Origin of the sequence: Bradyrhizobium sp. ISRA430 (genome assembly GCF_029909975.1) — a bacterium.
Taxonomy (GTDB): domain Bacteria; phylum Pseudomonadota; class Alphaproteobacteria; order Rhizobiales; family Xanthobacteraceae; genus Bradyrhizobium.
This window is the reverse complement of sequence record NZ_CP094516.1, coordinates 5,764,663-5,789,560: the sequence shown is the minus strand read 5'-3', so window position 1 is coordinate 5,789,560 and position 24,898 is coordinate 5,764,663. Positions and strand designations below refer to the sequence as shown.

Annotated in this window: 20 protein-coding genes; 12 read left to right on the top strand and 8 right to left on the bottom strand. The window is 64.8% G+C overall.

All coding sequences use genetic code 11. The annotated features are described in order from the left end of the window. Positions 1–175 precede the first annotated feature (175 nt). From MTX21_RS27470 to MTX21_RS27455, 4 genes are all read left to right on the top strand, one after another. A complete protein-coding gene (locus MTX21_RS27470) occupies positions 176–661 on the top strand; it encodes a (2Fe-2S)-binding protein (protein WP_280967782.1) in 486 nt (161 codons plus the stop codon). Positions 662–743: 82 nt separating this feature from the next. Beyond that, complete coding sequence (locus MTX21_RS27465; RefSeq protein ID WP_280967781.1) at positions 744–3,086, top strand: xanthine dehydrogenase family protein molybdopterin-binding subunit; 2,343 nt, start codon at positions 744–746, stop codon at positions 3,084–3,086. A gap of 14 nt (positions 3,087–3,100) precedes the next feature. Then, the gene (locus tag MTX21_RS27460; protein WP_280967780.1) at positions 3,101–3,901 is read left to right on the top strand and encodes a xanthine dehydrogenase family protein subunit M; all 801 of its coding nucleotides are present in this window, start codon (positions 3,101–3,103) and stop codon (positions 3,899–3,901) included. 194 nt (positions 3,902–4,095) lie between these two features. Next, positions 4,096–5,208 carry a CaiB/BaiF CoA-transferase family protein gene (locus MTX21_RS27455; RefSeq protein ID WP_280967779.1) on the top strand — a complete coding sequence of 371 codons (1,113 nt, stop codon included), beginning with the start codon at positions 4,096–4,098 and terminating at the stop codon, positions 5,206–5,208. Positions 5,209–5,315: 107 nt separating this feature from the next. Here the strand turns inward: MTX21_RS27455 and hppD are convergent, their stop codons facing one another. After that, positions 5,316–6,434 (bottom strand): 4-hydroxyphenylpyruvate dioxygenase, encoded by a 1,119-nt coding sequence (gene hppD / locus MTX21_RS27450; RefSeq protein WP_280967778.1) that lies wholly within the window; start codon positions 6,432–6,434, stop codon positions 5,316–5,318. Between the two features lie 122 nt (positions 6,435–6,556). Here hppD and MTX21_RS27445 point away from each other — a divergent pair, with 122 nt between their 5' ends. Both MTX21_RS27445 and MTX21_RS27440 read left to right on the top strand, forming a co-directional pair. Beyond that, positions 6,557–7,033 carry an Lrp/AsnC family transcriptional regulator gene (locus tag MTX21_RS27445; RefSeq protein ID WP_280967777.1) on the top strand — a complete coding sequence of 159 codons (477 nt, stop codon included), beginning with the start codon at positions 6,557–6,559 and terminating at the stop codon, positions 7,031–7,033. 74 nt (positions 7,034–7,107) lie between these two features. Beyond that, positions 7,108–7,419, top strand: coding sequence for a DUF1272 domain-containing protein (locus MTX21_RS27440; protein WP_280967776.1), 312 nt, complete (start codon positions 7,108–7,110; stop codon positions 7,417–7,419). Between the two features lie 122 nt (positions 7,420–7,541). Here MTX21_RS27440 and fahA read toward each other — a convergent pair whose 3' ends face one another. From fahA to MTX21_RS27415, 5 genes are all read right to left on the bottom strand, one after another. Further along, positions 7,542–8,816, bottom strand: coding sequence for a fumarylacetoacetase (gene fahA / locus MTX21_RS27435; RefSeq protein WP_280967775.1), 1,275 nt, complete (start codon positions 8,814–8,816; stop codon positions 7,542–7,544). 226 nt (positions 8,817–9,042) lie between these two features. Then, a complete protein-coding gene (gene hmgA / locus MTX21_RS27430) occupies positions 9,043–10,389 on the bottom strand; it encodes a homogentisate 1,2-dioxygenase (protein ID WP_280967774.1) in 1,347 nt (448 codons plus the stop codon). A gap of 2 nt (positions 10,390–10,391) precedes the next feature. After that, positions 10,392–11,348: an MBL fold metallo-hydrolase gene (locus MTX21_RS27425; protein WP_280967773.1), complete on the bottom strand. Its 957-nt coding sequence runs from the start codon at positions 11,346–11,348 to the stop codon at positions 10,392–10,394. A 23-nt stretch (positions 11,349–11,371) separates the two neighbouring features. Next, entirely contained in the window at positions 11,372–11,596 is a 225-nt protein-coding gene (locus MTX21_RS27420) for a DUF2783 domain-containing protein (protein WP_280967772.1), read from the bottom strand. Positions 11,597–11,604: 8 nt separating this feature from the next. Next, the gene (locus MTX21_RS27415) at positions 11,605–13,218 is read right to left on the bottom strand and encodes an FAD-dependent oxidoreductase (RefSeq protein WP_280967771.1); all 1,614 of its coding nucleotides are present in this window, start codon (positions 13,216–13,218) and stop codon (positions 11,605–11,607) included. Between the two features lie 108 nt (positions 13,219–13,326). Here MTX21_RS27415 and MTX21_RS27410 point away from each other — a divergent pair, with 108 nt between their 5' ends. Then, complete coding sequence (locus tag MTX21_RS27410; protein ID WP_280967770.1) at positions 13,327–13,866, top strand: MarR family transcriptional regulator; 540 nt, start codon at positions 13,327–13,329, stop codon at positions 13,864–13,866. A gap of 57 nt (positions 13,867–13,923) precedes the next feature. On the opposite strand, the gene MTX21_RS27405 is transcribed toward MTX21_RS27410, so the two are convergent. Then, positions 13,924–14,730: an N-acyl homoserine lactonase family protein gene (locus MTX21_RS27405; protein ID WP_280967769.1), complete on the bottom strand. Its 807-nt coding sequence runs from the start codon at positions 14,728–14,730 to the stop codon at positions 13,924–13,926. Between the two features lie 384 nt (positions 14,731–15,114). On the opposite strand from MTX21_RS27405, the gene MTX21_RS27400 reads away from it, so the two are divergent. The 4 genes from MTX21_RS27400 to MTX21_RS27385 all read left to right on the top strand — a co-directional run bounded on the left by MTX21_RS27400 (position 15,115) and on the right by MTX21_RS27385 (position 21,706). After that, positions 15,115–16,641 carry a caspase family protein gene (locus MTX21_RS27400; protein WP_280967768.1) on the top strand — a complete coding sequence of 509 codons (1,527 nt, stop codon included), beginning with the start codon at positions 15,115–15,117 and terminating at the stop codon, positions 16,639–16,641. 145 nt (positions 16,642–16,786) lie between these two features. Then, a complete protein-coding gene (locus MTX21_RS27395) occupies positions 16,787–17,458 on the top strand; it encodes an OmpA family protein (RefSeq protein ID WP_280967767.1) in 672 nt (223 codons plus the stop codon). A gap of 157 nt (positions 17,459–17,615) precedes the next feature. Further along, positions 17,616–18,545: an efflux RND transporter periplasmic adaptor subunit gene (locus MTX21_RS27390; protein ID WP_280967766.1), complete on the top strand. Its 930-nt coding sequence runs from the start codon at positions 17,616–17,618 to the stop codon at positions 18,543–18,545. Then, positions 18,545–21,706 (top strand): efflux RND transporter permease subunit, encoded by a 3,162-nt coding sequence (locus tag MTX21_RS27385; protein ID WP_280967765.1) that lies wholly within the window; start codon positions 18,545–18,547, stop codon positions 21,704–21,706. The genes MTX21_RS27390 and MTX21_RS27385 overlap by 1 nt, the downstream gene beginning before the upstream one ends. Before the next feature lie 23 nt (positions 21,707–21,729). On the opposite strand, the gene MTX21_RS27380 is transcribed toward MTX21_RS27385, so the two are convergent. Further along, positions 21,730–22,404 carry a Crp/Fnr family transcriptional regulator gene (locus MTX21_RS27380; protein ID WP_280967764.1) on the bottom strand — a complete coding sequence of 225 codons (675 nt, stop codon included), beginning with the start codon at positions 22,402–22,404 and terminating at the stop codon, positions 21,730–21,732. A 246-nt stretch (positions 22,405–22,650) separates the two neighbouring features. Here MTX21_RS27380 and MTX21_RS27375 point away from each other — a divergent pair, with 246 nt between their 5' ends. Further along, the gene (locus MTX21_RS27375) at positions 22,651–24,687 is read left to right on the top strand and encodes an AsmA family protein (RefSeq protein ID WP_280967763.1); all 2,037 of its coding nucleotides are present in this window, start codon (positions 22,651–22,653) and stop codon (positions 24,685–24,687) included. Positions 24,688–24,898: the final 211 nt, after the last annotated feature.

The window sequence follows — 24,898 nt, the reverse complement described above, 5'->3', positions numbered from 1 at the left end:
ATCCCAAGCTCGCCGACCCACTCGTTAGGAGTGCCGGCACGGGCAGCGCAAATCATTGCGCCGTCTTCTTGATCGGTGACCTTTCCATGACGCGGGCGACCAAAATCCTAGTTGCAAAGTTCCGGGTCGCTGTCTCTAATTAGAAACAATCAAAATCATTCCGGGAGGACTTCACGTGTCTACAGTCAAACTGACGGTGAACGGCAAGGCTGTTGCTGTCGACGTCGAGGACCGCACGCTGCTGGTCCATCTCCTGCGCGATCACCTCAATCTCACCGGAACCCATGTCGGCTGCGACACCAGCCAGTGCGGTGCCTGCGTCGTGCACGTGGACGGCCGGGCGGTGAAATCCTGCACCATGCTGGCGGGCCAAGCCGACGGCGCCCACGTCACCACGATCGAGGGCATCGCCAAGGGCGACGAGCTGCATCCGATGCAGGCCGCGTTCCGCGACAATCACGGCCTGCAGTGCGGCTACTGCACGCCGGGCATGATCATGTCGGCAATCGACATCGTGCAGCGCTATGGTGGCCAGCTCGACGAAGCCACCGTCCGCCACGAGCTTGAAGGCAACATCTGCCGCTGCACCGGCTACCACAACATCGTCAAAGCCGTGCTGGACGCGGCCGGCCGCATGAAGGTTGCGCAGGCCGCCGAGTAGGGCGGCCCGCCTCGAAACGAAAAAACCACCGCCACTTTCGATGAAAAGGGCGGACAACAATTTCCGGTCGGGAGGACAGGACATGGGTGTTGAAGGCATCGGCGCAAGCGTCGTGCGCAAGGAAGACAAGCGTTTCATCACCGGCAAGGGCCGGTACGTCGACGACATCAAACTGACGGGCATGACCTTTGCCCATTTCATCCGCAGCCCACATGCGCACGCCAAGGTGAAGGGGATCGATTCCTCCGCCGCGCTGAAGATGCCGGGCGTGGTCGCAGTGCTCACCGGCAAGCAGATCGTCGACGACAAGGTCGGCAACCTCATCTGCGGCTGGGCCATCACCTCCAAGGATGGCAGCCCGATGAAGATGGGCGCATGGCCGGCGATGGCACCGGAGACGGTGCGCTTCGTCGGTCAGGCCGTGGCAGTGGTGATCGCCGAGAGCAAGAATCTCGCGCGCGACGCCGCCGAGGCCGTGGTCGTGGACTATGAAGAGCTGCCGGCGGTCGCCGACGTGACCGCCGCGATCAAGGCCGGCGCGCCGCAGCTTCATCCCGAAGCCCCCGGCAACCAGGTCTATGACTGGGTGCTCGGCGACGAGGGCGCGGTGGACACCGCCTTCGCGAAGGCCGCCAATGTGGTGAAGCTCGACCTCACCAACAACCGCCTCGCGCCCAATGCGATGGAGCCGCGCGCGGCGATCGCCGATTATGATGCGGCAGAGGAGCATTTCACGCTCTATACGACGTCGCAGAATCCCCACGTCGCCCGCCTTGTGCTGTCGGCGTTCTACAACATCGCCCCCGAGCACAAGCTGCGCGTGATCGCACCCGACGTCGGCGGCGGCTTCGGCTCGAAGATCTTCATCTATCCGGAGGAAATGGTGGCGCTGTGGGCGTCGAAGAAGGTTGGCCGTCCGGTGAAATGGACCGGCGACCGCACCGAGGCCTTCCTCACCGACGCGCACGGCCGCGACCATGTCACCCATGCCGAGATGGCGTTCGACGCCAACAACAAGATCACCGGGTTGAAGGTGAAGACCTACGCCAATTTCGGCGCCTATATGTCGCTGTTCTCATCGTCAGTGCCGACCTATCTCTATGCGACGTTGTTGTCGGGCCAGTACAACATCCCGGCGATTCATGCCGAGGTGATCGGTGTCTACACCAACACCACGCCGGTCGACGCCTATCGCGGCGCGGGCCGGCCCGAGGCGAGCTATCTGCTCGAGCGGATGATGGAGACGGCGGCGCGGCAGCTCAACGTCGATCCGGCCGCGTTGCGCAGGACGAACTTCATCACCCAATTCCCACACCAGACGCCGGTGATCATGGCCTATGACACCGGCGACTTTAACGCCTCGCTCGACGCCGCGATGAAGGCGATCGACTACGCCGGCTTCCCGGCCCGCAAGGCGCAGGCGAAGGCGCAAGGCAAACTGCGCGGCATCGGCGTGTCCTGCTACATCGAGGCCTGCGGCATCGCGCCGTCGAAGGCGGTCGGCAGCCTGGGCGCCGGCGTGGGCTTATGGGAATCGGCCGAGGTGCGTGTCAATCCGGTCGGCACCATCGAGATCCTCACCGGCTCGCACAGCCACGGCCAGGGCCACGAGACCACTTTCTGCCAGCTCGTCGCCGATCGCCTCGGCGTTCCCATCAGCCAGGTCTCGATCGTCCATGGCGACACCGACAAGGTGCAGTTCGGCATGGGCACCTACGGCTCGCGCTCCGCAGCCGTCGGTCTCACCGCGATCCTGAAGGCGATGGAGAAGGTCGAGTCCAAGGCCAGGAAGATCGCCGCGCATGCGCTCGAAGCGTCCGAAGCCGACATCGTCATCGAGAACGGCGAGTTCAAGGTGACCGGCACCGACAAGGCGATCGCCTTCCCGATGGTCGCGCTCGCGGCCTACACCGCGCACAACCTGCCTGACGGGATGGAGCCGGGCCTGAAGGAGACCGCCTTCTACGACCCGACCAACTTCACCTTCCCGGCCGGCGCCTATATCTGCGAGCTCGAAGTCGATCCCGGTACCGGCAAGACTTCCTTCGTCAACTTCGTCGCGGCCGACGACTTCGGCCGGCTGATCAACCCGATGATCGTCGAAGGCCAGGTCCATGGGGGTCTCGCACAAGGCATCGGGCAAGCGCTGCTCGAGCATGCGATCTACGATGCCAGCGGCCAGCCGGTGACGGCCTCGTTCATGGATTACTCCATGCCGCGCGCCGACGACCTGCCCTCGTTCAAGCTCTCCCACACCACGACGCTCTGCCCGGGCAACCCGCTCGGTATCAAGGGCTGCGGTGAGGCCGGCGCGATCGGCGCCTCTGCGGCCGTGATCAACGCGATCACGGATGCGATCGGCAAGAACAATCTGGAAATGCCCGCAACCCCTGACCGGGTGTGGCGCACGATCCACGCGGCTTAAGAGGAGCAACGAAGATGTACCAGACCACTTATCATCGCGCCTCCTCGGTCGACGAAGCGGCCAGCCTGTTCGCCAAGGGCAGCGATTCGAAGTTTCTCGCCGGCGGCCAGACCCTGCTGCCGGTGATGAAGCAGCGGCTCGCCGGGCCCTCCGATGTGATCGACCTTGGCAAGATCAAGGAGCTGATCGGCGTCGAGGCTTCCGGCGACACGCTGACCATCAAGGCGGCCACGCCGCACTATGACGTGGCGACCAGCGACGCCGCGAAGAAGGCGATCCCCGCGCTCGCCTATCTCGCCTCGCTGATCGGCGATCCCGCCGTGCGCTATCGCGGCACGATCGGCGGCTCGCTCGCCAACAACGATCCCGCCGCGGATTATCCGGCCGCGACATTGGCGCTCGGCGCGACGATCAAGACCAACAAGCGGTCGATCGCGGCAGATGATTTCTTCAAGGGCCTGTTCACGACCGCCCTCGAGGACGGCGAGATCGTCACCGCCGTGTCGTTCCCCGTTCCGCAGAAGGCGGGCTACGCCAAGATGCCGCATCCGGCCTCGCGCTTCGCGCTGACCGCCGTGTTCGTCGTACAAACGAAATCGGGCGAGATCCGCGTCGCTGCCACCGGTGCCTCGCAGAGCGGGGTGATGCGGGTTCCCGCCATCGAAGCCGCGCTGAAAGCGAACTGGTCGCCATCCGCGATCGACAGCGTCAGCATTTCGGCGAGCGGACTGCTCTCTGACATTCACGGCTCGTCGGATTACCGCGCCAACCTGATCAAGGTGATGGCGCAGCGCGCGGTGGCGGCTGCCGGCTGATAGCTACTGAACACAAATCCTTCGCGGCGTGCAGCAATGCGCGCCGCTTTTATTATGCGCCCATGCATGAAAAGCGCTTGCCTCGTCCGGTGTAAGGCGGGAAAAGTTAATCAGCCAATTAACTCGTCCACAGAGGAACGTCTCAAGCGGTTGCCGCAACTCGCGCATCCCTTGTGATCCGAGGAAACAAGAACGTGCTCGACAAACCAGCTCCCGCTCCCTCCGTCCGCGCCTCCGGCCCGCTTTCGGGCTTCCGCATCGTCGAATTCGCCGGCATCGGCCCCGGTCCGTTCGCGTGCATGATGCTGGCCGACATGGGTGCAGACGTCGTCACGGTCGACCGTGTCGGCGCGAAGAAGAGCATGAAGTCGGTGGCAGGCCGCGGCCGCAAGGTGATCGAGCTCGACCTCAAGGACAAGGCGGCGATCGCAGAGGTGCTCGATCTGCTCGCCAACGCCGACGCACTGGTCGAGGGCTTTCGTCCCGGCGTGATGGAGCGGCTCGGGCTCGGCCCCGAAATCGTGCACGCGCGCAATCCAAAGCTCGTCTACGGCCGCATGACCGGGTGGGGCCAGGACGGCCCGCTTGCCTGCGCCGCCGGTCATGACATCAACTACATCTCGATCACCGGCGCGCTCGCCGCGATCGGCACCAAAGAGGCTCCGGTGCCGCCGCTCAACCTGGTCGGCGATTTCGGCGGCGGTGCGCTCTATCTCGTCGTCGGCGTGCTCGCCGCGCTGCTGGAAGCGCAGAAGTCCGGCAAGGGCCAGGTGGTCGATACCGCGATGTGCGACGGCGGGGCGTCGCTGATGTCGTTCTTCTTCGACATGACCGCGATGGGCCGCTGGGCCGAGGGCCGCAACCAGAATTTCCTCGACGGCGGCGCGCATTTCTACGGCGTCTACGAATGCGCCTGCGGCCATTTCATCTCGATCGGTTCGATCGAACCGCAGTTCTATGCGCTCTTGCGCCAGCATGCCGGCCTGACCGACGCCGATTTCGACGCGCAGATGGACCGCAAGGCGTGGCCGGCGCTGAAGGAGAAGCTGAAGGCGGTCTTCAAGAGCAAGACGCGCGAGGACTGGTGCAAGATCATGGAAGGCACCGACATCTGCTTTGCGCCGGTGCTGACCATGTCGGAAGCGACCCAGCATCCGCACATGGTCGCGCGCAACGTCTTCGTCGAGCGCCACGGCGTGAAACAGCCCGCCCCCGCGCCGCGCTTCTCACGCACGCCGTCCGCGATCCGCGAGCCCGAGGCCGCGGAGATCGGTGCGGTGACGAAGGCGTGGAAGACGGGGCGTTAGCGGCGGTAGATCTCCGCTATCGCCTCACCCTCCGACGTCGTCCTGGCTTTTCGCCAGGACGACATCTGCTTTGACCCAACCGTGTGCCCAAGTGCGAGGCGCGCAGCTTACGCCGCGTTGTCCACCTTCAACACCCCGCGCCGTATCTGATCCTCCTCGATCGATTCGAACAGGGCCTTGAAATTGCCCTCGCCAAAACCATCATCGCCCTTGCGCTGGATGAATTCGAAGAAAATCGGGCCGATCGCGTTGGCCGAGAAGATCTGCAGCAGCACCTTGGTCTGGCCGCCGTCGACCACGCCCTCGCCGTCGATCAGGATGCCGTTGGTCTTAAGCCGTGCGACGTCCTCACCGTGCTTGGGCAGGCGGCTGTCGATCCGCTCGAAATAGGTGTCGGGCGGCGACGGCATGAACGGCAGGCCGGCTTCGCGCAGGCCTTCGATGGTGGCGTGGATGTCGCGGCAGCCGCAGGCAATGTGCTGAATGCCCTCGCCGCGATAGGTCTTCAGATATTCCTCGATCTGTCCGGAATCGCCGGCGTCCTCGTTGATCGGAATCCGGATCTTGCCGTCGGGGCTGGTCAGCGCACGCGAGAACAGGCCGGAGGCGCGCCCCTCGATGTCGAAGAAGCGGATCTGGCGGAAGTTGAAGAGCTTTTCATAGAAGCCCGCCCAGACGTCCATGCGCCCGCGATGGACGTTATGGGTGAGATGGTCGAGATAGAACAGACCGGCACCATGGGGTCGTGGATCGCGCGCGCCCAGCCATTCGAACTCGGCATCATAGGCCGAGCCCTTGGCGCCATAGGAATCGACGAAATAGAGCAGGCTGCCGCCGATCCCCTTGATCGCGGGCACATCGAGCGTCTTCTGCGCAGACGTGGCGTCGGCCGGCTCCGCGCCGAGCGCAATCGCCCGGTCATAGGCCTTTTGCGCATCGACGACGCGGAACGCCATCGACGGTGCACAGGGGCCGTGCGCAGCGACGAAGTCGAAACCGTGGGTGCCGGGCTCTTCGTTGACGAGATAGTTGATGTCGCCCTGACGATAGACCGTGATCTTCTTGGCCTTGTGACGAGCGACGACGGCAAAGCCCATCAACTTGAATAGGGTGTGCAGCTCTTGCGGATTGGGGTGCGCATATTCGACGAACTCGAACCCGTCGGTGCCCATCGGATTGTCGGCGCTGATCGTGGCCGGCGGTGCATCGTGCGGAAACGGACCCATGGTGGTTCTCCCAAATTGCTGCTGGCGAGAACTATCCTTCATCTGGCACACAATGAGCGTGCAAACGGGATGGGATTTGGGTAAAGCATGCACGGTTTGTGCATGAATTTGGCAAAGATCGCATGATTTCTGTTGACGCATTCGACCTCAGGATCCTGGGCGCGCTCCAGGATGACGGCCGTCTCACCAACCAGGAGCTCGCCGAGCTCGCGGGGCTTTCGGCCTCGCAATGCTCGCGGCGGCGGATGCGACTGGAGGAGGAGAAGGTGATCGCCGGTTATCACGCCGACCTCTCCAGCGAGGCGCTCGGCTTCGGCGTGATCGCCTTCATCCAGGTGACGTTAGCCACCCACTCACCCGACAATTCCAAGCGCTTTCGCGCACTCGTTGGCCGCATCGACGAGATCCAGGAGGCCTATTCGCTGACCGGCGACGCCGACTACGTGCTCAAGGCGGTGCTGCGCGACCTCAAGGGACTCTCCAATCTCGTCAACGACGTGCTGATGCCGCACCAGAGCGTGGCGCATGTGCGCTCCTCCATCGTCCTGGACCGGCTCAAGGAGAGCACGCGGCTGCCGCTGAAACAGGTCACAGGCTGAAATCGAGGGAAATGCGACATTCGCGCTGCGCCCGCGATCTGCAATGATGCGCCCCCTCAGAGCGAGGTTACGAGATGGCGCTGCAACTTCGACCGAACTGCGAATATTGCGACCGCGACCTGCCGCCGAGTGCGACGGACGCCCGGATCTGCTCCTATGAATGCACGTTCTGCGCGGACTGCGTCGAGACAAAGCTGTCCAATGTCTGCCCGAACTGCGGCGGCGGCTTTGCCCCGCGCCCGATCCGCCCGACACGGGAATGGCGGCCCGGCGTGTGCGTGGCCAAGCACGCGCCGTCGGACAAGCGGGTGCATTTGAAGTACAGCCCGGATGACGTCGCGGCGCACTGCGCCAGGATACGCGACGTGCCGCCGGAGAAGCGGTAGGCTTTCGCCATATCGTCATTGCGAGGAGCTCTTGCGACGAAGCAATCCAGAATCCCTCCGCGGAAAGACTCTGGATTGCTTCGCTGCGCTCGCAATGACGGAGGATGTGGCAACGACTGAGCTCACTCCGCCGGCAAGATCGTCCCTTCGACCTCGCCGAACCCGACGCGATAGCCGTTACCCTGGCACCAGCCACGCATGACGAGGCTGTCGCCGTCTTCCAGGAACGAGCGCTTGACGCCGCCGGGCAATTCCACCGGTTCGGTGCCGTTCCAGCCAATCTCCAAAAGGCTGCCGCGCTGGTTCTTCTCCGGACCGGAGATCGTGCCGGCCCCCAAGAGATCGCCGACATTCATGGCGCAGCCGCTGGAGGCGTGGTGCATCAATTGCTGCACCGAGGACCAGTACATGTATTTGAAATTGGTGCGGCTGATGCTGGCGGGCGCGTTCGCGCCGGCGGCGCGCAAGAAGACGTCGAGCTCGAGGTCATAGTTCTGCGGCCGAGCTTGCCTAAGATAATCCAGCGGCGCCGGGCTCTGCTCGGGTCCGTTGAGCCGGAATGGCTCCAGCGCCTCGCGCGTCACCACCCACGGGCTGATCGAGGTCGCGAATGCCTTGGCCAGGAACGGCCCGAGCGGCACGTATTCCCAGTGCTGGATGTCGCGCGCGCTCCAGTCGTTGAGCAGCACGAAGCCGAAGATCATTTCCTCGGCCTGGCTCTCGGTCAGCATGCCGCCGATCGGCGAGGGCTGGCCGACCACGACGCCCATCTCCAGCTCGAAATCGAGCCGCTTGCAGGGCGCAAAGCTCGGCACCTCGGCGGTCGGCGGCTTCAACTGCCCGCGCGGGCGCTTCACTTGCGTACCGGACACCACGACGGTGGAGGCGCGGCCGTTGTAGCCAATCGGCATGTAGAGCCAGTTCGGCTGCAGCGCGTTGTCCTTGCCGCGGAACATCACACCGACATTGGTGGCGTGCTCTTTCGACGAATAGAAGTCGGTGTAGCCGGAGACGGTGAACGGCAAATGCAGCCGCACATCGCGCATCGGCACCAGCGCTTGTTTGCGCAGGTCCTCGTTGTCGCGCAGCTCGGGGTGATCATGACGCAGCAGCTCGCTGATCCGCGCCCGCGTCTTGGCCCAGACCTTTGGCCCGAGCGCCATGAACGGATTGAGCGAGGGCGCGGAGAACACGCCGAGCGGGCCGACATCGAGCCGGCAATCCTGCTCGAGCGCCCAGAGGTCGAGCACGTAGTTGCCGATCGCTACACCAACGCGCGGCGACGGAGAGGCCGCGGTCGAGAACACGCCATAGGGCAGGTTCTGGATCGGGAAGTCGGAGGCGGGATCGACGTCGATGAAGGAGCGGAGGCTGGGATCGTTGGGGTGCGTTGTCACTTTTGGCTTGGTCCTTTCTTCCTTCTCCCCTTGTGGGAGAAGGTGGCGTAGGCGGCCTTCGGCCGCCGTCCTTAGAACGCCGATGCTTTGCATCGGCTACGGCGCCGGATGAGGGGCTCTATCCGCGTGCCCGAATGAGAGAGGTTCACTCGCGGAGACAGACCCCTCACCCGTCTCGCCGCTACGCGGCGAGCCACCCTCTCCCACAAGGGGAGAGGGTGGAACACTACCGTCGGCTCGGATCGAACCGCTTCTCAAGTCCCTTCCAGCACTCCGCGTAATCGTCCTGCAACGTCGACGATTGCGCGGCGTGCGCGGTAACGCGCTGCGGGTAGCGGGTCTCGAACATGAAGGCCATGGTGCCCGTCAGCTTCACCGGCTTCAATTCGCTGTTGCTGGCGTGGTCGAAGGCCTCACGATCGGGACCGTGCGGCAGCATGCAATTGTGCAAGCTTATGCCGCCGGGGACAAAACCTTGCGGCTTGGCGTCGTAGACGCCGTAGATCAGGCCCATGAACTCACTCATGATGTTCATGTGGTACCAGGGCGGACGGAAGGTGTTGTCGGCGACCAACCAGCGCTCGGGGAAGATGACGAAGTCGATATTCGCAGTGCCCGCCGTCTCCGACGGCGAGGTCAGCACCGTGAAGATCGACGGATCAGGATGATCGAACGCGATCGCGCCGACCGGCGAGAAGGTGCGCAAATCGTATTTGTACGGCGCGTAATTGCCGTGCCAGGCGACGACGTCGATCGGCGAATGCGGCAGCGTGGTCTTGAACAGCGAGCCGCCCCATTTCACGAAGAGCTCGGTCGGCGTGTCCTTGTCCTCGTAGCTTGCGACCGGCGTCAGGAAGTCGCGCGCATTGGCAAGGCAATTGGCGCCGATCGGGCCGCGCTCCGGCAGCGTGAAGGCGCCGCCATAGTTTTCGCAGAGATAGCCGCGCGCCGGCCCATTCAAAATCTCCACGCGGAATTTTACGCCGCGCGGGATCACCACGATCTCGCCGGGCTCGGCGTCGATGCGGCCGAACTCGGTGACGAAGCGCAAATTGCCCTGCTGTAGCACGAACAGCATCTCGCCATCGGCATTGTAGAAGTGCTGGTCCACCATCGACTTGGTGATGAGATAGACGTGCGCGGCCATGCCTCCTTGCGTGTTGACGTCGCCGGCCGTCGTCATGGTCTGCACGCCCTGAAGGAAGGTGATCTCTTCCTTCGGGATCGGCGCCGGATCCCAGCGAAGCTGCGCGATCGGCAGATCGTATTCATGGCACGGCGCCGAGCGCCACAGGCCGGCATCGACCTTCTCGAAGCGGCCCGAATGCTTCACCGAGGGACGGATGCGATAGAGCCAGGAGCGCTCATTGGTGCCGCGCGGCGCTGTGAACGGCGAGCCCGAAAGCTGCTCGGCATAGAGCCCGTAGGCGCAACGCTGCGGCGAGTTGCGGCCCATCGGCAGCGCGCCTGGCAGCGCCTCGGTCTCAAAGCTGTTGCCGAAGCCGGACATGTAGCCCGGCGTGACCTGGCCCGTGCTGCGAACGATCTGATCCGGCGAGGTGTTGATGTTCATGACTATCCTCCTCCTTGCAGGGCGGCCCACATCTCCTGGTCGCGCTTGTCGGTCCAGATCACGGGGTCGTCGATCCCCGACGCCTCGTCGAAGGCGCGCGACACGTTGAACGGCAGGCAGTGCTCGTAGATGGCAAAGCTCGAGAATTTCGGGTCCATCACCTCGCGGGTCGCCGCCATCGTCTCCTTCAGCGTGCGGCCCTTGGCGACGGAGATTTCGGCTGCGCCATAGAGCGTCGAGACGAAGTCGCGCGTCATCGCGATGGCCTCGCGCGCGGTGGTGGTGCCCTTGAGTGCATCGCCACGGCCCGGCGCAATCGCCTTCGGATTGAAGTTGCGGATTTCGTTCAGCGTCAGCGGCCATTCGCGCAAATGCGCATCGCCGCAATAGCAGGCCGAGTGATATTCGATGAGATCGCCGGAGAACATGACTTCTGCATCCGGCACCCAGGCGACGATGTCGCCCGAGGTATGGCCCGCGCCGAGCTGCATCAGCCGCACCTCGCGCTTGCCGAGATAAATCGACATCTCGCCTTCGAAGGTCAGCGTCGGCCAGGTCAGGCCGGGAATGCTCGCGGCGTCCTGGAACAGGCGCGGGAAGCGGCCGTATTCGGAGTCCCAATCCTGCTTGCCGCGCTCCTCGATCAGCCGATAGGTCTCCTGCGAGGCGACGATGCCTTGCGCCTTGTAGGCAGAGGCGCCCAGCACGCGCACGGCGTGATAGTGCGACAGCACGACATACTTGATCGGCTTGTCGGTGACGGCGCGGACGCGCTCGATCACCTTGTTCGCCATCGCAGGCGTCGCCTGCGCGTCGAACACCAGGCAGCCGTCGTCGCCGACGATGACGGCCGTGTTTGGGTCGCCCTCGGCGGTGAAAGCATAGAGATCGGTGCCGATCTCGGAGAAGGTGATCTTCTTCTCGGAGAGGTCGCCGGTGGATGCGAAGTTCTTCGCCATCAGTTTATCCTTGATTCACAGGGTCATTGTTGTTGCTGTTGTTGCTGCTGGCCGTCGATCATGCGCCGCTTGGCGAGCACGATCGCCTCGCGCAGTACATCGATGTCGCCGATATGGTTGGCGAGGATCAGCACCAACGCCGCATCGAAATCCGCGCTCTGTCCGTCCGAGAGCCCGCGATGTGCCTCGACGATGGCGCGGAAGGCGTCATCGGGCCGCGCGAAATTCGAGCTGGTGGAAAGCGGCATGCGAGACCTCAGTTCAAACCTTCGGCGCGCGACAGCGCCGCCGCGATCGCGGCTCCTGTCGGATGGCGGAAGCGCGCGGCGACATAGCCGTCGGGCCGGAGCAGATAGGCCGTACCAGGTTCGGCGTCGTAGCGCTTCGCGGCGAGACCGGCGGAATCGGCCAGACCGCCCTCGCCGCCAATCCGGATGTCCTTGACGCCGCCGGGCGCCCCGATTGCTGCGCCATTGCTGAACGACAGCAGGGCGAAGTCCGTTCCTCCCTTGCGGAACACCTCCGTGAGATAGGTCTGTTCGCCCGCGCGCACTTCGACCGGCGCATCCAGCATGGAACAGCCGGGCTTCGGGCCGCCACGCCACGCATCGGCATCGGGCGAGGACAGCGGCGAGTCATAGCTGCAGGGCACCGACAGCCGGCCACCATTGACCATGCGCTTGCCGAACTCGGTCTCCTTGGCGAGCGACAGCACTGCCTGGCGCAGCCGCGCTTCTTGAGGCGTATTCGGCGCCATGAAATCGGTGGAGCGCGTGGATTCGCGAATGTTCTCGTCGGCGGCGAGACTGCGCTCGACGTGGTAGCTCTCCAGCAGGCTCGCGGGCGAGCGCCCGCGCAGCACGCGATCGAGCTTCCAGGAGAGATTTTCGGCGTCCTCGAGACCTGAGTTGGCGCCGCGTGCGCCAAAGGGCGAGACCTGATGCGCCGAATCGCCGGCGAAGACCACGCGGCCATGGAGAAAGCGGTCCATGCGGCGGCACTGGAATTTGTAGAGCGAGATCCATTCGAACGCGAACTTGTCGTGGCCGAGCATGCGCGCGATGCGCGGCCGCACGTTCTCCGGCTTCTTCTCGAACACAGGATCGGCATCGCGGCTGAGCTGGAGATCGATGCGCCAGACGTCGTCGGGCTGGCGGTGCAACAGCGCCGAGCGCCCGGCATGGAACGGCGGATCGAACCAGAACCAGCGCTCGGTCGGGAATTCGGCGGTCATCTTGACGTCGGCGATCAGGAACTGATCCTCGAACACCTGGCCGGCGAATTCCGCACCGACCATCTGTCGCATCGAGGAGCGCGCCCCATCGCAGGCGATGACGTATTGGGCCTGCAGGCGATAGGCGCCCTCGGGCGTCTCGATGGTCAGCACCACAGAGTCGTTGCGCTGCTCCAGCGCCGTCACCTTGTTGCGCCAGCGCAGGTCGATCCCCGGCAGATCATTGATGCGATCGACCAGGTAGGCCTCGGCGTAATATTGCTGGAGGTTGATGAAGGCCGGCCGCTTGTGGCCGTCCTCAGGCAGCAGGTTGAACTGGTAGAGCTGGGACTCGCCGTGGAAGATGCGGCCGACGCTCCACACCACGCCCTTGTCGACCATGCGGTCGCCGACGCCGAGCCGGTCCCAATATTCCAGCGAGCGCTTGGAGAAGCAGATCGCGCGCGAGCCCTCGCCGATGCGGTCGGCATCATCCAGGAGGACGACAGGCTGGCCGCGCTGGGCGAGGTCGATCGCCAGCGACAGTCCGACCGGGCCGGCGCCGACCACGACCACCGCATGCTCGGCCGGGTTCGGGCCGGGGCGGTCCTGATCGGGATGGCGGCGGTAGCCGAACTGGGTCTTTGCCTGCGCCATGCGCTAACCTCGGCTCTGGTCAGGAGAGGACCGATCTGCTAGATAGTCTCACGTGCAACTATTTTGGACCGGAGCCGGCCGGCCGTCAACTGGAATTCGGAGCGCATTTTGGCGAGGACGACAGACACCGCGCTGAAGACACGCGAAGCGGACGACACATTGCCGAAGGCAAAGGCGCGGCTCGACCTGTTCAAGTTCGTGCCGTTCCGCCTGAACCGGTTAGCTGCCGAAGTGAGCGCCGCGCTCGCAGTCGAATATCAGGAGCGCCACGGTCTCGACATTCCGGCCTGGCGGGTGCTGGCGACGCTCGGCTTCCGCAACGATGCCTGCAGCGCGCAGTACATCTCGCAATGCACCCGCACGCACAAATCGACCATCAGCCGCGCGGTGACCACGCTCCTGCATGACGAGCTGATCGAGCGGGTCGAGAACGCAGCCGATCGCCGCGAATTCCGCCTGCAGCTCACGAAGAAGGGCCGCGCGCTCTACGAGGAGCTGTTCCCGCAACTCTTGCGGCGGGAAGACGAGATACTCTCCTGCCTCTCGGGGCAAGAGCGCAAGCAATTATCAGTGCTGCTCGGCAAGCTCGAGCAGAGCCTCGATCTGATCCAGACCAGCGAAGAAGCGGACGCCAAGGAGGCGTATTAGCCTCCTCCGTCATTCCGGGTTCGCGCTTTCAGCGCGCCCGGAATGACGGCTAGCCCGTCACTTCGCAAACGACGTCGACGGCGGCAGATGCAGTGCCCAGACGTCGACCTTGTCGCTGGCGCGCGGATAAATCTCCGTCACGATCGGATCGTGGCCGGGGATGTAGCGGTCGGGATGGCCGGCGAGACGCTCGATCGTCTCCCAGCCCTGTGCCATGTCACCGACATTGTAGACGATCGGGAACGGGCTCCTGCGCTGGAGATTGGCGTAGTAATGCGTAGCATCGGACGCCAGCACCACCGGTCCGCGCGCGGTCTCGACCTTCACCACCTGCAGGCCATCGGAATGGCCGCCGACGCGGTGCACGGTGACGCCGGGCGCGATCTCGCCATCGCCAGAATAGAAGGTGACGCGCTCGCCATAGACATGGCGCACCATCAGCGTGACGTGCTCGACCGAGAACGGATGTCGCAATAGTCCGTTGCACATGCAGCGTCCCGTCGCGTAAGCCATCTCGCGCTCCTGGAGGTGGAAGCGCGCATTCGGGAAGCGGTCAAGATTGCCGGCGTGGTCGTAATGCAGATGCGTCACGATGATGTCGCGAATGCTTGACGCGGAGACGCCAAAACGCTCAAGCGCATCGACCGGATTGAGTGTCAGTTTTCGCGCCCGCAAGCTCGCTTCCTCGGCATTGAAGCCGGTATCGACCAAAATATCGCGGCCGCCGCCGCGGATCAGCCAGACGAAGTAATCGAGGTCCTGCGCCGCGCTATCGTGCGGATCCGGCGCGAGGAAATTCATGTGCGGGGTGCGCGGCGACATCGTCGCATAGCGGAGGGCGTAGATTTCGTAGACGTTTCCCATGGTTTTGCTTTTTTCTGAAGGAGCCTTTCGGGACGATCCCGCGCACCAAGCCATTCTCCGTCGCAAACGTCAAACGCTGCCGGACTATGGCGCATCGCGCGCCATCATGTGAGACCAATCACACTTTCGTCGCCATGGCCGGCCTAACATGGATCGCCCCCCAAGAGGCTTGGGCCCTGAATCGAACTTTCGTCGAGCGAAGCCGTGACGGCCGATCTATTCCCTTCGCAACTTGCAGCGGCATCGCGGTCAATTGTCGCGATAATGCCGAATCTCCAAGCGGTTGACGCCCCCTCCCCCCGGTTTGATAATGCAAATAGCGTAAGTTAAGGTCGCCGCGGCGCAAGCTGGGAACGGCGCCCTTTTGGCTGGACCGCGCTGATTATGAAAATTCGCTTCCTTTTTCTTCTGCCGTTGCTCGTCTCGCTGCTTCCGACCGCGCCATCGCTGGCGGCCGGTGACCGTTTTGCGCTGGTCATCGGCAACGCCAAATATCCGGACGCGGACAGCCCGCTGAAGGAACCGATCAACGACGCACGCGATGTTGCCGACGAACTCAAACGGGACGGCTTTTCCGTCGAGATCGGCGAGAACCTGACCGGCGATGCCATGCGCCGCGCCTTCGACAAGCTCTACGGCAAGATCAAGCCGGGTGCGGTGGCGCTGGTCTTCTTCAGCGGTTTCGGCATCCAGTCGGCGCGCCAGAGCTACATGATCCCGATCGATGCGCAGATCTGGACCGAGTCGGACGTGCGCCGCGACGGCTTCAGCATCGAAACCATCCTCGGCGAACTCAACACCCGTGGCGCCGGCGTCAAGATCGCGCTGATCGATGCCTCCAGGCGCAATCCGTTCGAGCGCCGGTTCCGCAGCTTCTCGGCAGGGCTAACGCCGGTCATCGCGCCGAACGGCACGCTGGTCATGTATTCGGCGGCGCTGGCCTCGGTGGTCTCGGACGCCGGCGGCGACCACAGCCTGTTCGTCCAGGAGTTGCTCAAGGAAATCCGCGTCCCCGACCTGATGGCGGAGGAGACGCTGAACCGCACCAAGATGGGCGTCACGCGCGCCTCGCGCGGCGAGCAGGTGCCCTGGATCTCGTCCTCATTGGCCGAGGACTTCTCGTTCATTCCAGGCGCCGGCGGATCGCGCCCGACGGCGGCGACAACGCCGCCGCCTCCCGCTCCACCACCCGCCGTGGTCGCCAACAATCCGCCGCCTGCGCCGCCCGCCCCGCCGTCACCGCCTCCTCCGCCAAAGCCGCCGGCGGAAGCGACTGTCGCGCCGGCCCCGGCCCCATCTGCGAAGCCGCAGGTCGAGGCCGCCTTGCCGCCGCCGCCACCGCCGGTGAAGCCGGCCGATCCCGTCGCCACGCCGAGCACCAGCACCGACAGCGGCCCGAGTCAGGCCCTGCTGGCTGACGATCCCACGATCAAGGGCCTCACAGCGAAGATCGCCGCCAACCCCGATGACGTGAACGCGCTGTACCGGCGCGGCCAAGTCTATGCCAGCAAGGGCGCCTACGACCTCGCCATCAAGGATTTTGACGGCACGCTGCGGATCAATCCGAAGGACGTCGAGGCGCTGAACAACCGCTGCTGGACCCGCACCGTAGTCGGCGATCTCCAGGGCGCGCTGAAAGATTGCAACGAGGCGCTGCGGCTGCGGCCGAATTTCGTCGATGCGCTGGACAGCCGGGGCCTCGTCAACCTGAAATCCGGCGCGGTGAAGAATGCCATCGCCGATTTCGACGCGGCGCTGAAGATCAACCCGCGCCTGACCTCCTCGCTCTATGGACGGGGCCTCGCCAAGCAGCGCAACGGCTCGGCGCAGGAGGGTACACTGGACATCGCCAATGCCAAGGCGATGGACCCGAACATCGTTCAGGAATTCGCAAGTTACGGAGTGCGTTGATATTTTTTTGAGCTGAGGCGGGGCGCGCCTCGAACCCTGCGGCCCCGCCGGCGACTAATTTGACGATGCCGCAAGCGGCCTTCTGGGGGCTTATTGCACAAATTTTTTAGAACCGCGCGCGCTGGCTGCGCAGGAGGGACAGGCAATGAGATTGGCTGCAAAGGGACTTACCGCGATCCTTTCCATCTTCGCGATTGGCACCGCCCTGTCGCTGGCGCCATCACCCGTGCGCGCGGGCGATGACGGCAACAGCAAGAATGTCAGCGAGGATGAGATCGTTCGCGCCCTGGCGCCGCCGCCGAAGAAGCCCCTCACCCGCGGCCTTTCGATCGGCCCGCAGGCCGATCCCGCGCCGAGCGCAGCGGAGACCAAGCTGCTCCAGTCCGTCCGCGGACGCGCTACGCGTTCGCTCTCGGTCACCGAGCGCGAGGAGATCGCCTCGGTGGCCAAGGACAAGCCGAACATCGATCTCGAGATCACCTTCGACTACAACTCGGCCAATATCAGCGCCAAGTCGCTGTCCTCGGTCCAGGCGCTCGGCCGTGCGCTGACCAGCCCGGACCTGAAGGGCTCGACCTTCGTGGTCGCCGGCCACACCGACGCCGCCGGCGGCGAAGCCTACAATCAGGACCTGTCGGAGCGCCGCGCGGATTCGATCAAGCGCTATCTCATGGAAAAGTACAGCATCCCCGCGGCCGACCTCGTCACCGTCGGCTACGGCAAGAGCAAGCTGAAGGATCCGAGCCAGCCGATGGCGGAGGTGAACCGCCGCGTGCAGGTCGTCAACATGGAAAACAAGACCACCGCATCGAAGTGACCACGACGCAATTCTCGAAGTGATCCGTCGTGATGTGGTGTAAAGTCTCGCCTTCGGAGCGCGTCCCGCAGCCTTGCGGGACGCCGCTTTGTTTCAGGGAAACGCTCTCAGCAGGCCTCGTGCGGACGGCCGTGAGCCAGGCCAGGATGATCCGGCGATGAAGGCCACCGAATATCTCAAGCCTGCCGCAACCGTGGCGCTCATCATTGCGCTCGGCGTCGGCTATTACTTGTTCGAGCATCGGCATCGTCCCGAAGTGAAGGAAACGCCGAACCAGGCGCTCGTCGTCGTGACGAAGGCGACCAACGCCTGCTTCTCCGATCTGGTGCGGGTGACCGGCTTCTTCGTGCCGCGACGCGAAGCCGTGGTCGTGGCCGACCAGGAGGGATCCAGGGTCACCGATGTCTTCGTCACGGAAGGCGCCGTTGTCACCGACAACCAGGAGCTGGCGCGCCTGACGGCGCCGCCGCAGATTCCGGGCCAGCCGGCACGGCCAGGTCAGCAAGGCCCGATCTCGTTGAAGGCGCCGGCGCCGGGTCTCGTCACCGAAGTCCGCACCATCGTCGGTGCGCCGGCCTCGCCGCAGGCGGGTCCGATGTTCCGCATCGCCGTCAACGGCGAGATCGAGCTCGACGCGCAGGTTCCGGCCGTGCACATGCCCAAGCTCAGCCCCGGCGCCACCGTGCGGATCAGCCGCGACGACGCGCCCGATCTGATCGGACGGGTCCGGCTGGTGTCGCCCGAAATCGACCGCGCCACCCAGCTCGGGCGCGTCCGCATCAGCGTCACCAACAATCCGTCGCTGAAGGTCGGCATGTTCGCCCGCGCCTCGATCGACGCCAAGCGAAGCTGCGGCGTTGCGGTTCCCAAGACCGCCATTGACCATCTCACCGTCCAGGTGGTCAAAGGCAATACGGTCGAGACGCGCAAGGTGCGGGTCGGACTGACGTCCGACAGCTCGACGGAAATCCTGGAAGGGCTCGACGTCGGCGAAATCGTCGTGGCCGACGCCGGCTCTTCGCTGCATGACGGCGACCAGATCAAGACTGTCTTCGCCGATGAAATCGATCGATCGCGAGTACGCTGATGGCTCTCAATATTTCGGCATGGTCGATCCGCAATCCGCTGCCGTCGGTCGTCTTTTCGATCATCCTCCTGATCCTCGGCTGGGTCTCCTTCACCAAGCTTGCGGTGACGCGGCTGCCCTCGGCCGATATTCCCGTGATCTCGGTCGCGGTATCGCAGTTTGGCGCGGCGCCCGCCGAGCTTGAGTCCCAGGTCACCAAGACGGTTGAAGACGCGGTCTCCGGCGTCGAGGGTGTGCGGCACATCACCTCGTCGATCACCGACGGCCTGTCGGTCACCACGATCCAGTTCGCGCTCGAGACCAACACCGACCGCGCGCTCAACGACGTCAAGGACGCCGTCACGCGCGTGCGCTCCAACCTGCCGCAGAACGTCACCGAGCCGCTGATCCAGCGCGTCGACGTGATCGGCCTGCCGATCGTCACCTACGCCGCGATCTCGCCCGGCAAGACGCCGGAGCAGCTTTCCTATTTCGTCGACGACGTGGTCAAGCGCGCGCTGCAGGGCGTGCGCGGCGTCGCCCAGGTCGAGCGCATCGGCGGTGTCGAGCGCGAGATCCTGGTCTCGCTCGATCCCGACCGCCTGCAGGCGATGGGGCTGACTGCCGTCAATGTCAGCCAGAGCTTGCGCGGCACCAATGTCGACGTCGCCGGCGGCCGGGCCGAGATCGGCAAGAATGACCAGGCGATCCGCACGCTTGCCGGCGCCAAGACGCTGGGCGATCTCACCGGCACCATGATCCCGCTGTTCGGCGGCGGCGAGGTCCGGCTCGACGATCTCGGTACCGTCACCGACACCATCGCCGACCGCCGCACCTTCGCCCGCTTCAACGGCGAGCCGGTCGTGGCACTCGGCATCAAGCGCTCCAAGGGCGCCAGCGACGTCGTGGTCGCCGCCGCCGTGCAGAAGCGCATCGACGTGCTCAAGGCCGCCTATCCGGACGTCGACCTCAAGCTGATCGACACCTCGGTCGAATACACCAAGGGCAATTACGAGGCGGCGATCTCGACCCTGTTCGAAGGCGCGATCCTCGCCGTCATCATCGTGCTGTTGTTCCTGCGCGACCTGCGCGCCACCATCATCGCCGCGATCTCGCTGCCGCTGTCGATCTTCCCGGCGTTCTGGGCGATGGACATCCTCGGTTTCTCGCTTAACCTCGTCAGCTTCCTCGCCATCACGCTGTCGACGGGTATTCTGGTCGACGATGCCATCGTCGAGATCGAGAACATCGTGCGGCACATGAACATGGGCAAATCGCCTTATCGTGCAGCACTCGAAGCCGCTGATGAAATCGGCCTCGCGGTGATCGCGATCTCGCTCACCATCATCGCGATCTTCGCGCCGGCGAGCTTCATGTCGGGCATCGCCGGCCAGTTCTTCAAGCAATTCGGCATCACCGTCTCGGTGCAGGTGTTCTTCTCGCTGCTGGCGGCGCGCTTCGTCACGCCGATGCTGGCGGCCTACTTCCTCAAGCACCACAATCACGCGGAGCCGCCGCCGGGCCGCGTGCTGCGCACCTACCACAAGATCGTGGCCTGGTCGGTGAAGCACTATTTCATCACCGTGGTGATCGGCTTTGCCATCTTCGCCGCATCGATCTGGAGCATCACGCTGCTGCCGCAGGGCTTCCTGCCCGCGCAGGACAGTGCGCGCTCGCTGCTCGCGATCGAATTGCCGCCCGGCACCCAGCTCGCCTACACCGAGAAGGTCACCGAAGACATCGTCGCGCGCCTGCGCAAGCGTCCGGAGGTGAAGAGCATCTTCGTCGACGGCGGCCGTGTCCCGCCGGGGACGCAGGAGGTGCGCCGCGCCGCCCTGATCATCAACTATACGCCCAAGACCGAACGCGACATCACCCAGCGCGAGCTCGAATTCTCGATCAGCCAGGAGCTCGAGAACATCCCCGACATCCGCTTCTGGTTCCTGGACGAGAACGGCCTGCGCGCAATCTCGCTGGTCGTGACCGGCGTCGACGCCAACATCGTCAACAACGTCGCAAGCGAGCTCGCGACGCAGATAAAGCGGATTCCGACCATCTCCAACGTGATCTCGGAGACCGCGCTGGAGCGGCCGGAGCTGCGCATCGAGCCGCGCGCCGACCTCGCCGCGCGCCTCGGCGTCTCGACCGAAAGCCTGTCGCAGACGATCCGCGTCGCGACCATCGGCGACGTCGGCCCCGCGCTCGCCAAGTTCGACGTCGGCGACCGCCTGGTGCCGATCCGCGTGCAGCTCGAGGACGCCGCGCGCGGCAATCTCAAGACGCTCGAACAGCTCCGCGTGCCGCTCGGCGAGCACGGCGAAAAGGGCGGCGTGCCGCTCTCGGTCATCGCCGACGTCAAGCTCGACCAAGGCCCGACCAGCATCAACCGCTACGACCGTGAACGCCAGGCGACCGTCGCCGCCGATCTCGTCGGCTCTGCGGCGCTGGGCGATGCCACCAAGAAGATCTACGAGCTGCCGGTGATGAAGAGCCTGCCGAAGGGCGTGAAGGTCTCACCGTCCGGCGACGCCGAGAGCCTGAACGAACTGTCCGACGGCTTTGCCACCGCGATCACCGCGGGCCTGATGATGGTCTATGCGGTGCTGGTGCTGCTGTTCGGCACCTTCCTGCAACCGATAACCATCCTGTTCTCGCTGCCGCTGTCGATCGGCGGCGCGATCGCCGCGCTGCTCGTCACCGGCAAGCAGCTCACCACGCCGGTCTGGATCGGCATCCTGATGCTGATGGGCATCGTGACCAAGAACGCGATCATGCTGGTAGAGTTCGCGATCGAGGCGATCCACGCCGGCAAGACGCGCGAAGACGCGATGATCGACGCCGGCATGAAGCGCGCCCGCCCGATCGTGATGACCACGATCGCGATGGTCGCCGGCATGACGCCGAGCGCGCTCGCGGTCGGCGCCGGCGGCGAATTCCGCTCGCCGATGGCGCTCGCGGTGATCGGCGGCCTCTTGTTCTCCACCATCCTGTCGCTGGTGTTCGTGCCGGCGATGTTCATGGTGATGGACGACATCGGCGTCCTGTTCTGGCGCTTCGGCAAGCGGCTGATCGTGCACAGCGAGGATGCCGAGACCGCGGATCAACACGCGGCTTCGCCCCCCGGCGCCGCGCCGGCGGAAGCAGCGCACGCGTCGAAGAAGGTCGCGCATCCGGCGGAGTAGATGGAGGACCAGGCTCGCTCTGGCTACTCATTCCGCGCGATCGACGTCAGCCTCGTCATGTTCTTCAGGAGAATGCGGCCACGCTGGAGATCGAGGATCGCGTCCTTGCGCCAGGCCTGAAGCTGGCGGTTGACGCTTTCGCGTGCGGCGCCGACGAAGATGCCGAGCTGCTCCTGCGAGATGTGCACCTCGGAGCCGAAATCGGCGGCGAGCGCGCAGAGCCGCCGCGCGAGCCGCACCGGCAGCGGCTGCAGCATGGATTCCTCCATGCGCTCGCTCTGCCAGCGGATGCGCTGGCAGAGCAACGCGATGAGCTTGATCGCGACCTTCGGCTCGCGCTCGAGGAAGGCGAGAAAATCCTCGCGCCGCAGCACGAACAGCTCACTGGCTTCGCCGGCCGTCGCGTCCGCCGTGCGATTCTGGCCGTCCAGCACCGCGACCTCGCCGAACAGATCGCCGGGGCCCATGAAATTCAGCGTAAGCCGGCTGCCGTCGGCGGCGCCGGTCTCGATGCGGATCTGCCCGCGGCGCACGCCGAACAGCGCATCGCCAGGATCGCCCTTCTGGAACAGGACCTCGCCGTTCGCCAGGAGCTGAGTGTGGCAGAGGTTGGACAGTCTCTGGAGTTCGTCGGCCCCGAGATCCGCGAACATCGGGTTCATCTTCAGAATGACCGCAAATTCGGCCTGCTTGCTCATCTCAAAATTCCCTTATCAATTCGCCTATCAATTCCTTTGGCAATCCGTTGGCAAACCCCTTGGAACCATCAACATCAGAATCGCGTCAAAGCCGCACCGGATAAGTGTGTCATAAGTCACATAACTTTGCAGCACCTCCTGACTATTTTTGGCCGCTTGGAGCGGCTTCCCGTCCCGGGATAAACTCCCGCGCAGACGGGCGACCGACCGGGTTCGGTGCCGCTTGTCCATCGTTGGAAAGTCGACATGAGAGCAGTGAAATTCGCCGGGGCGGCGGTTGCCGCCGTCATCATCGTGATCGCGCTTCTCCTCGTGGTCGGGATCCCCCCGGGCTTCCTGACATCGACGATTGCATCGCGCGTCGAGAGCGCGACAGGTTATCGCCTGTCGATCGACGGCACGACCAAGGTCAGCCTGTGGCCCACGCTGAACGTGACGCTGAACGACCTCACGCTTCAGGATCCGAAGGACCGCAGCGGCATCACGCGCCTGACGGTCGACAGCGTGCAAGCCGACATGACGCTGTCCAGCGTGTGGTCGGGCCGGCCGAAGATCAGTGAGCTCATCATCACCCATCCGGTGCTCTACCAGCCGCTGCTGCGCGAGCGCCTGCCGAATACCAATCCGCCGTCGACGCCGGCCGCCGTTGCGGTGGACATGGATGGCGCGGCCATCGACCGCATCAAGATCACCGATGGCGAAGTTGCGTTCTCGCGTGTCCGCGACCGGGTCGAGGGACGCATCAGCGCCATCAACGCCGATGCCATCGCCGGCCGCGACCGCAAGGTCGATTTCACCGGCACCGCGCGCGCCGGCAATCGCCCGATCAAGTTCGACATCAAGGCGACCGCGCCGGCGGCGCCGATCGAGCGGCAGACCATCCCGGTGGATTTCGCCATCGACATGCCCGAAGTGCTGACCTCGCAACTGAAGGGCCACGCCGACATGCGGCTCAATGGGCCGATCGTGATGATCAACGGGCTGAGCGGCGCGCTCGGGGACGGCGCCTTCAACGGCTGGGCCTCGGTCGACATTGCGAGCAAGCCTTTGGTGAAGGTCGATCTCGACTTCCAGCGGCTTTCCATACCGCTGTCGAAATCGCCCGAGGGCGCAGCCGGCCAGCCCTGGAGCGATGCGCCGATCGACGTCTCCGGGCTCAACTATGTCGATGCGCAGATCAGGATTTCGGCCAATGAGGCCAATATCGGCGAGGCGCGCCTCGCGCCGCTCGCGCTCGACGCAAAGCTTGCGGGCGGCGTGCTGAAAGCCGGCACCGCCAATCTCGGCGCTTATGACGGCCATATCTCGGGTGAGGTGATCCTGGATGCGACCAGCGGCGCACCGAGCTTTGCCATGCATTCCGACCTCGTCGGCGTGCGCGCCCTGCCGCTGCTGAAGGGACTTGCCGATTTCGATCGGCTCGACGGCAAGCTGCAGGCCAAGCTCGCCCTGCGCAGCGCCGGCACCAGCCAGCGCGCGCTGATGGCGAACATGCAGGGCACGGCGTTCGCCAACTTCCAGGACGGCGCCATCCGCGGCATCAACGTCGCGCAGATGATCCGCTCGCTGACGACGGGCACGCTGTCCGGCTGGCAGGACAGCCAGGAATTGAGCACGGACCTGTCGCAGCTCTCCGCCTCGTTCCGCGTCGACAAGGGCCAGGCGGTGACGACCGATCTCAACCTGATCGGACCGCTGGTGCGCGTGACCGGCGCCGGCACCATCGCACTCGACACCAAGATGATGGGCTTTCGCGTCGAGCCGAAGCTGGTGATGACGACCGAAGGCCAGGGCCGCACCTCCGAGCCGGTCGGCTTCGGCATCCCCGTGATGATCCAGGGCTCGTGGTCGCAGCCGCGGATCTATCCGGACATGGCCGGCGTGCTCGACAATCCCGACGCCGCCTATGCTAAGCTGCGTGAGATGGGCAAAGGCCTGTTCGGCCCTGACGGCGCCGGGCTCGGCAACATCCTGGATAGCCTCGGTCTCGGCGGCGCCGCGCCCAACGGCGGCAACTCGGCCGGCAACCCCAATCCCCCGGCGCAACAGCCGGGGCAGAACAATCTGCTGGGAGGACCGCTCGGCGAGGCGATCGGCAATCTGATCCAGCAGGGGCTCTCCAGCGGGACCGGCACCGGCCGGACCAGCCGCGGCCTGCCGGCAAGCCCGAATACGCCGGCGCCGCAGGCATCGCCCACACCGCCGGCCCACGAGGACCCGCCGGCCGCGCAGCAGGACAGTCAGCCAATGAACGACGTGCTGCGGCAACTCTTTAATCGGTGACTGGCGGGGCCGGCGCGGAGACCTTCAGCCATCCTTCAATGCTGCCCCTTCCGCGGCTTCCCCCGAGAGAGCGCGCCTCACTTGCTGCAACAATCCACCGCCCTGACGGCGATCATGGTGTCCACCGCGGGTAACCACGACGCGTGCTCACCGGCCCCCATGGCCCAAACTGTGGTAGAAGGCCGAAAGGGCCTCTACGGCCCATAGCGCC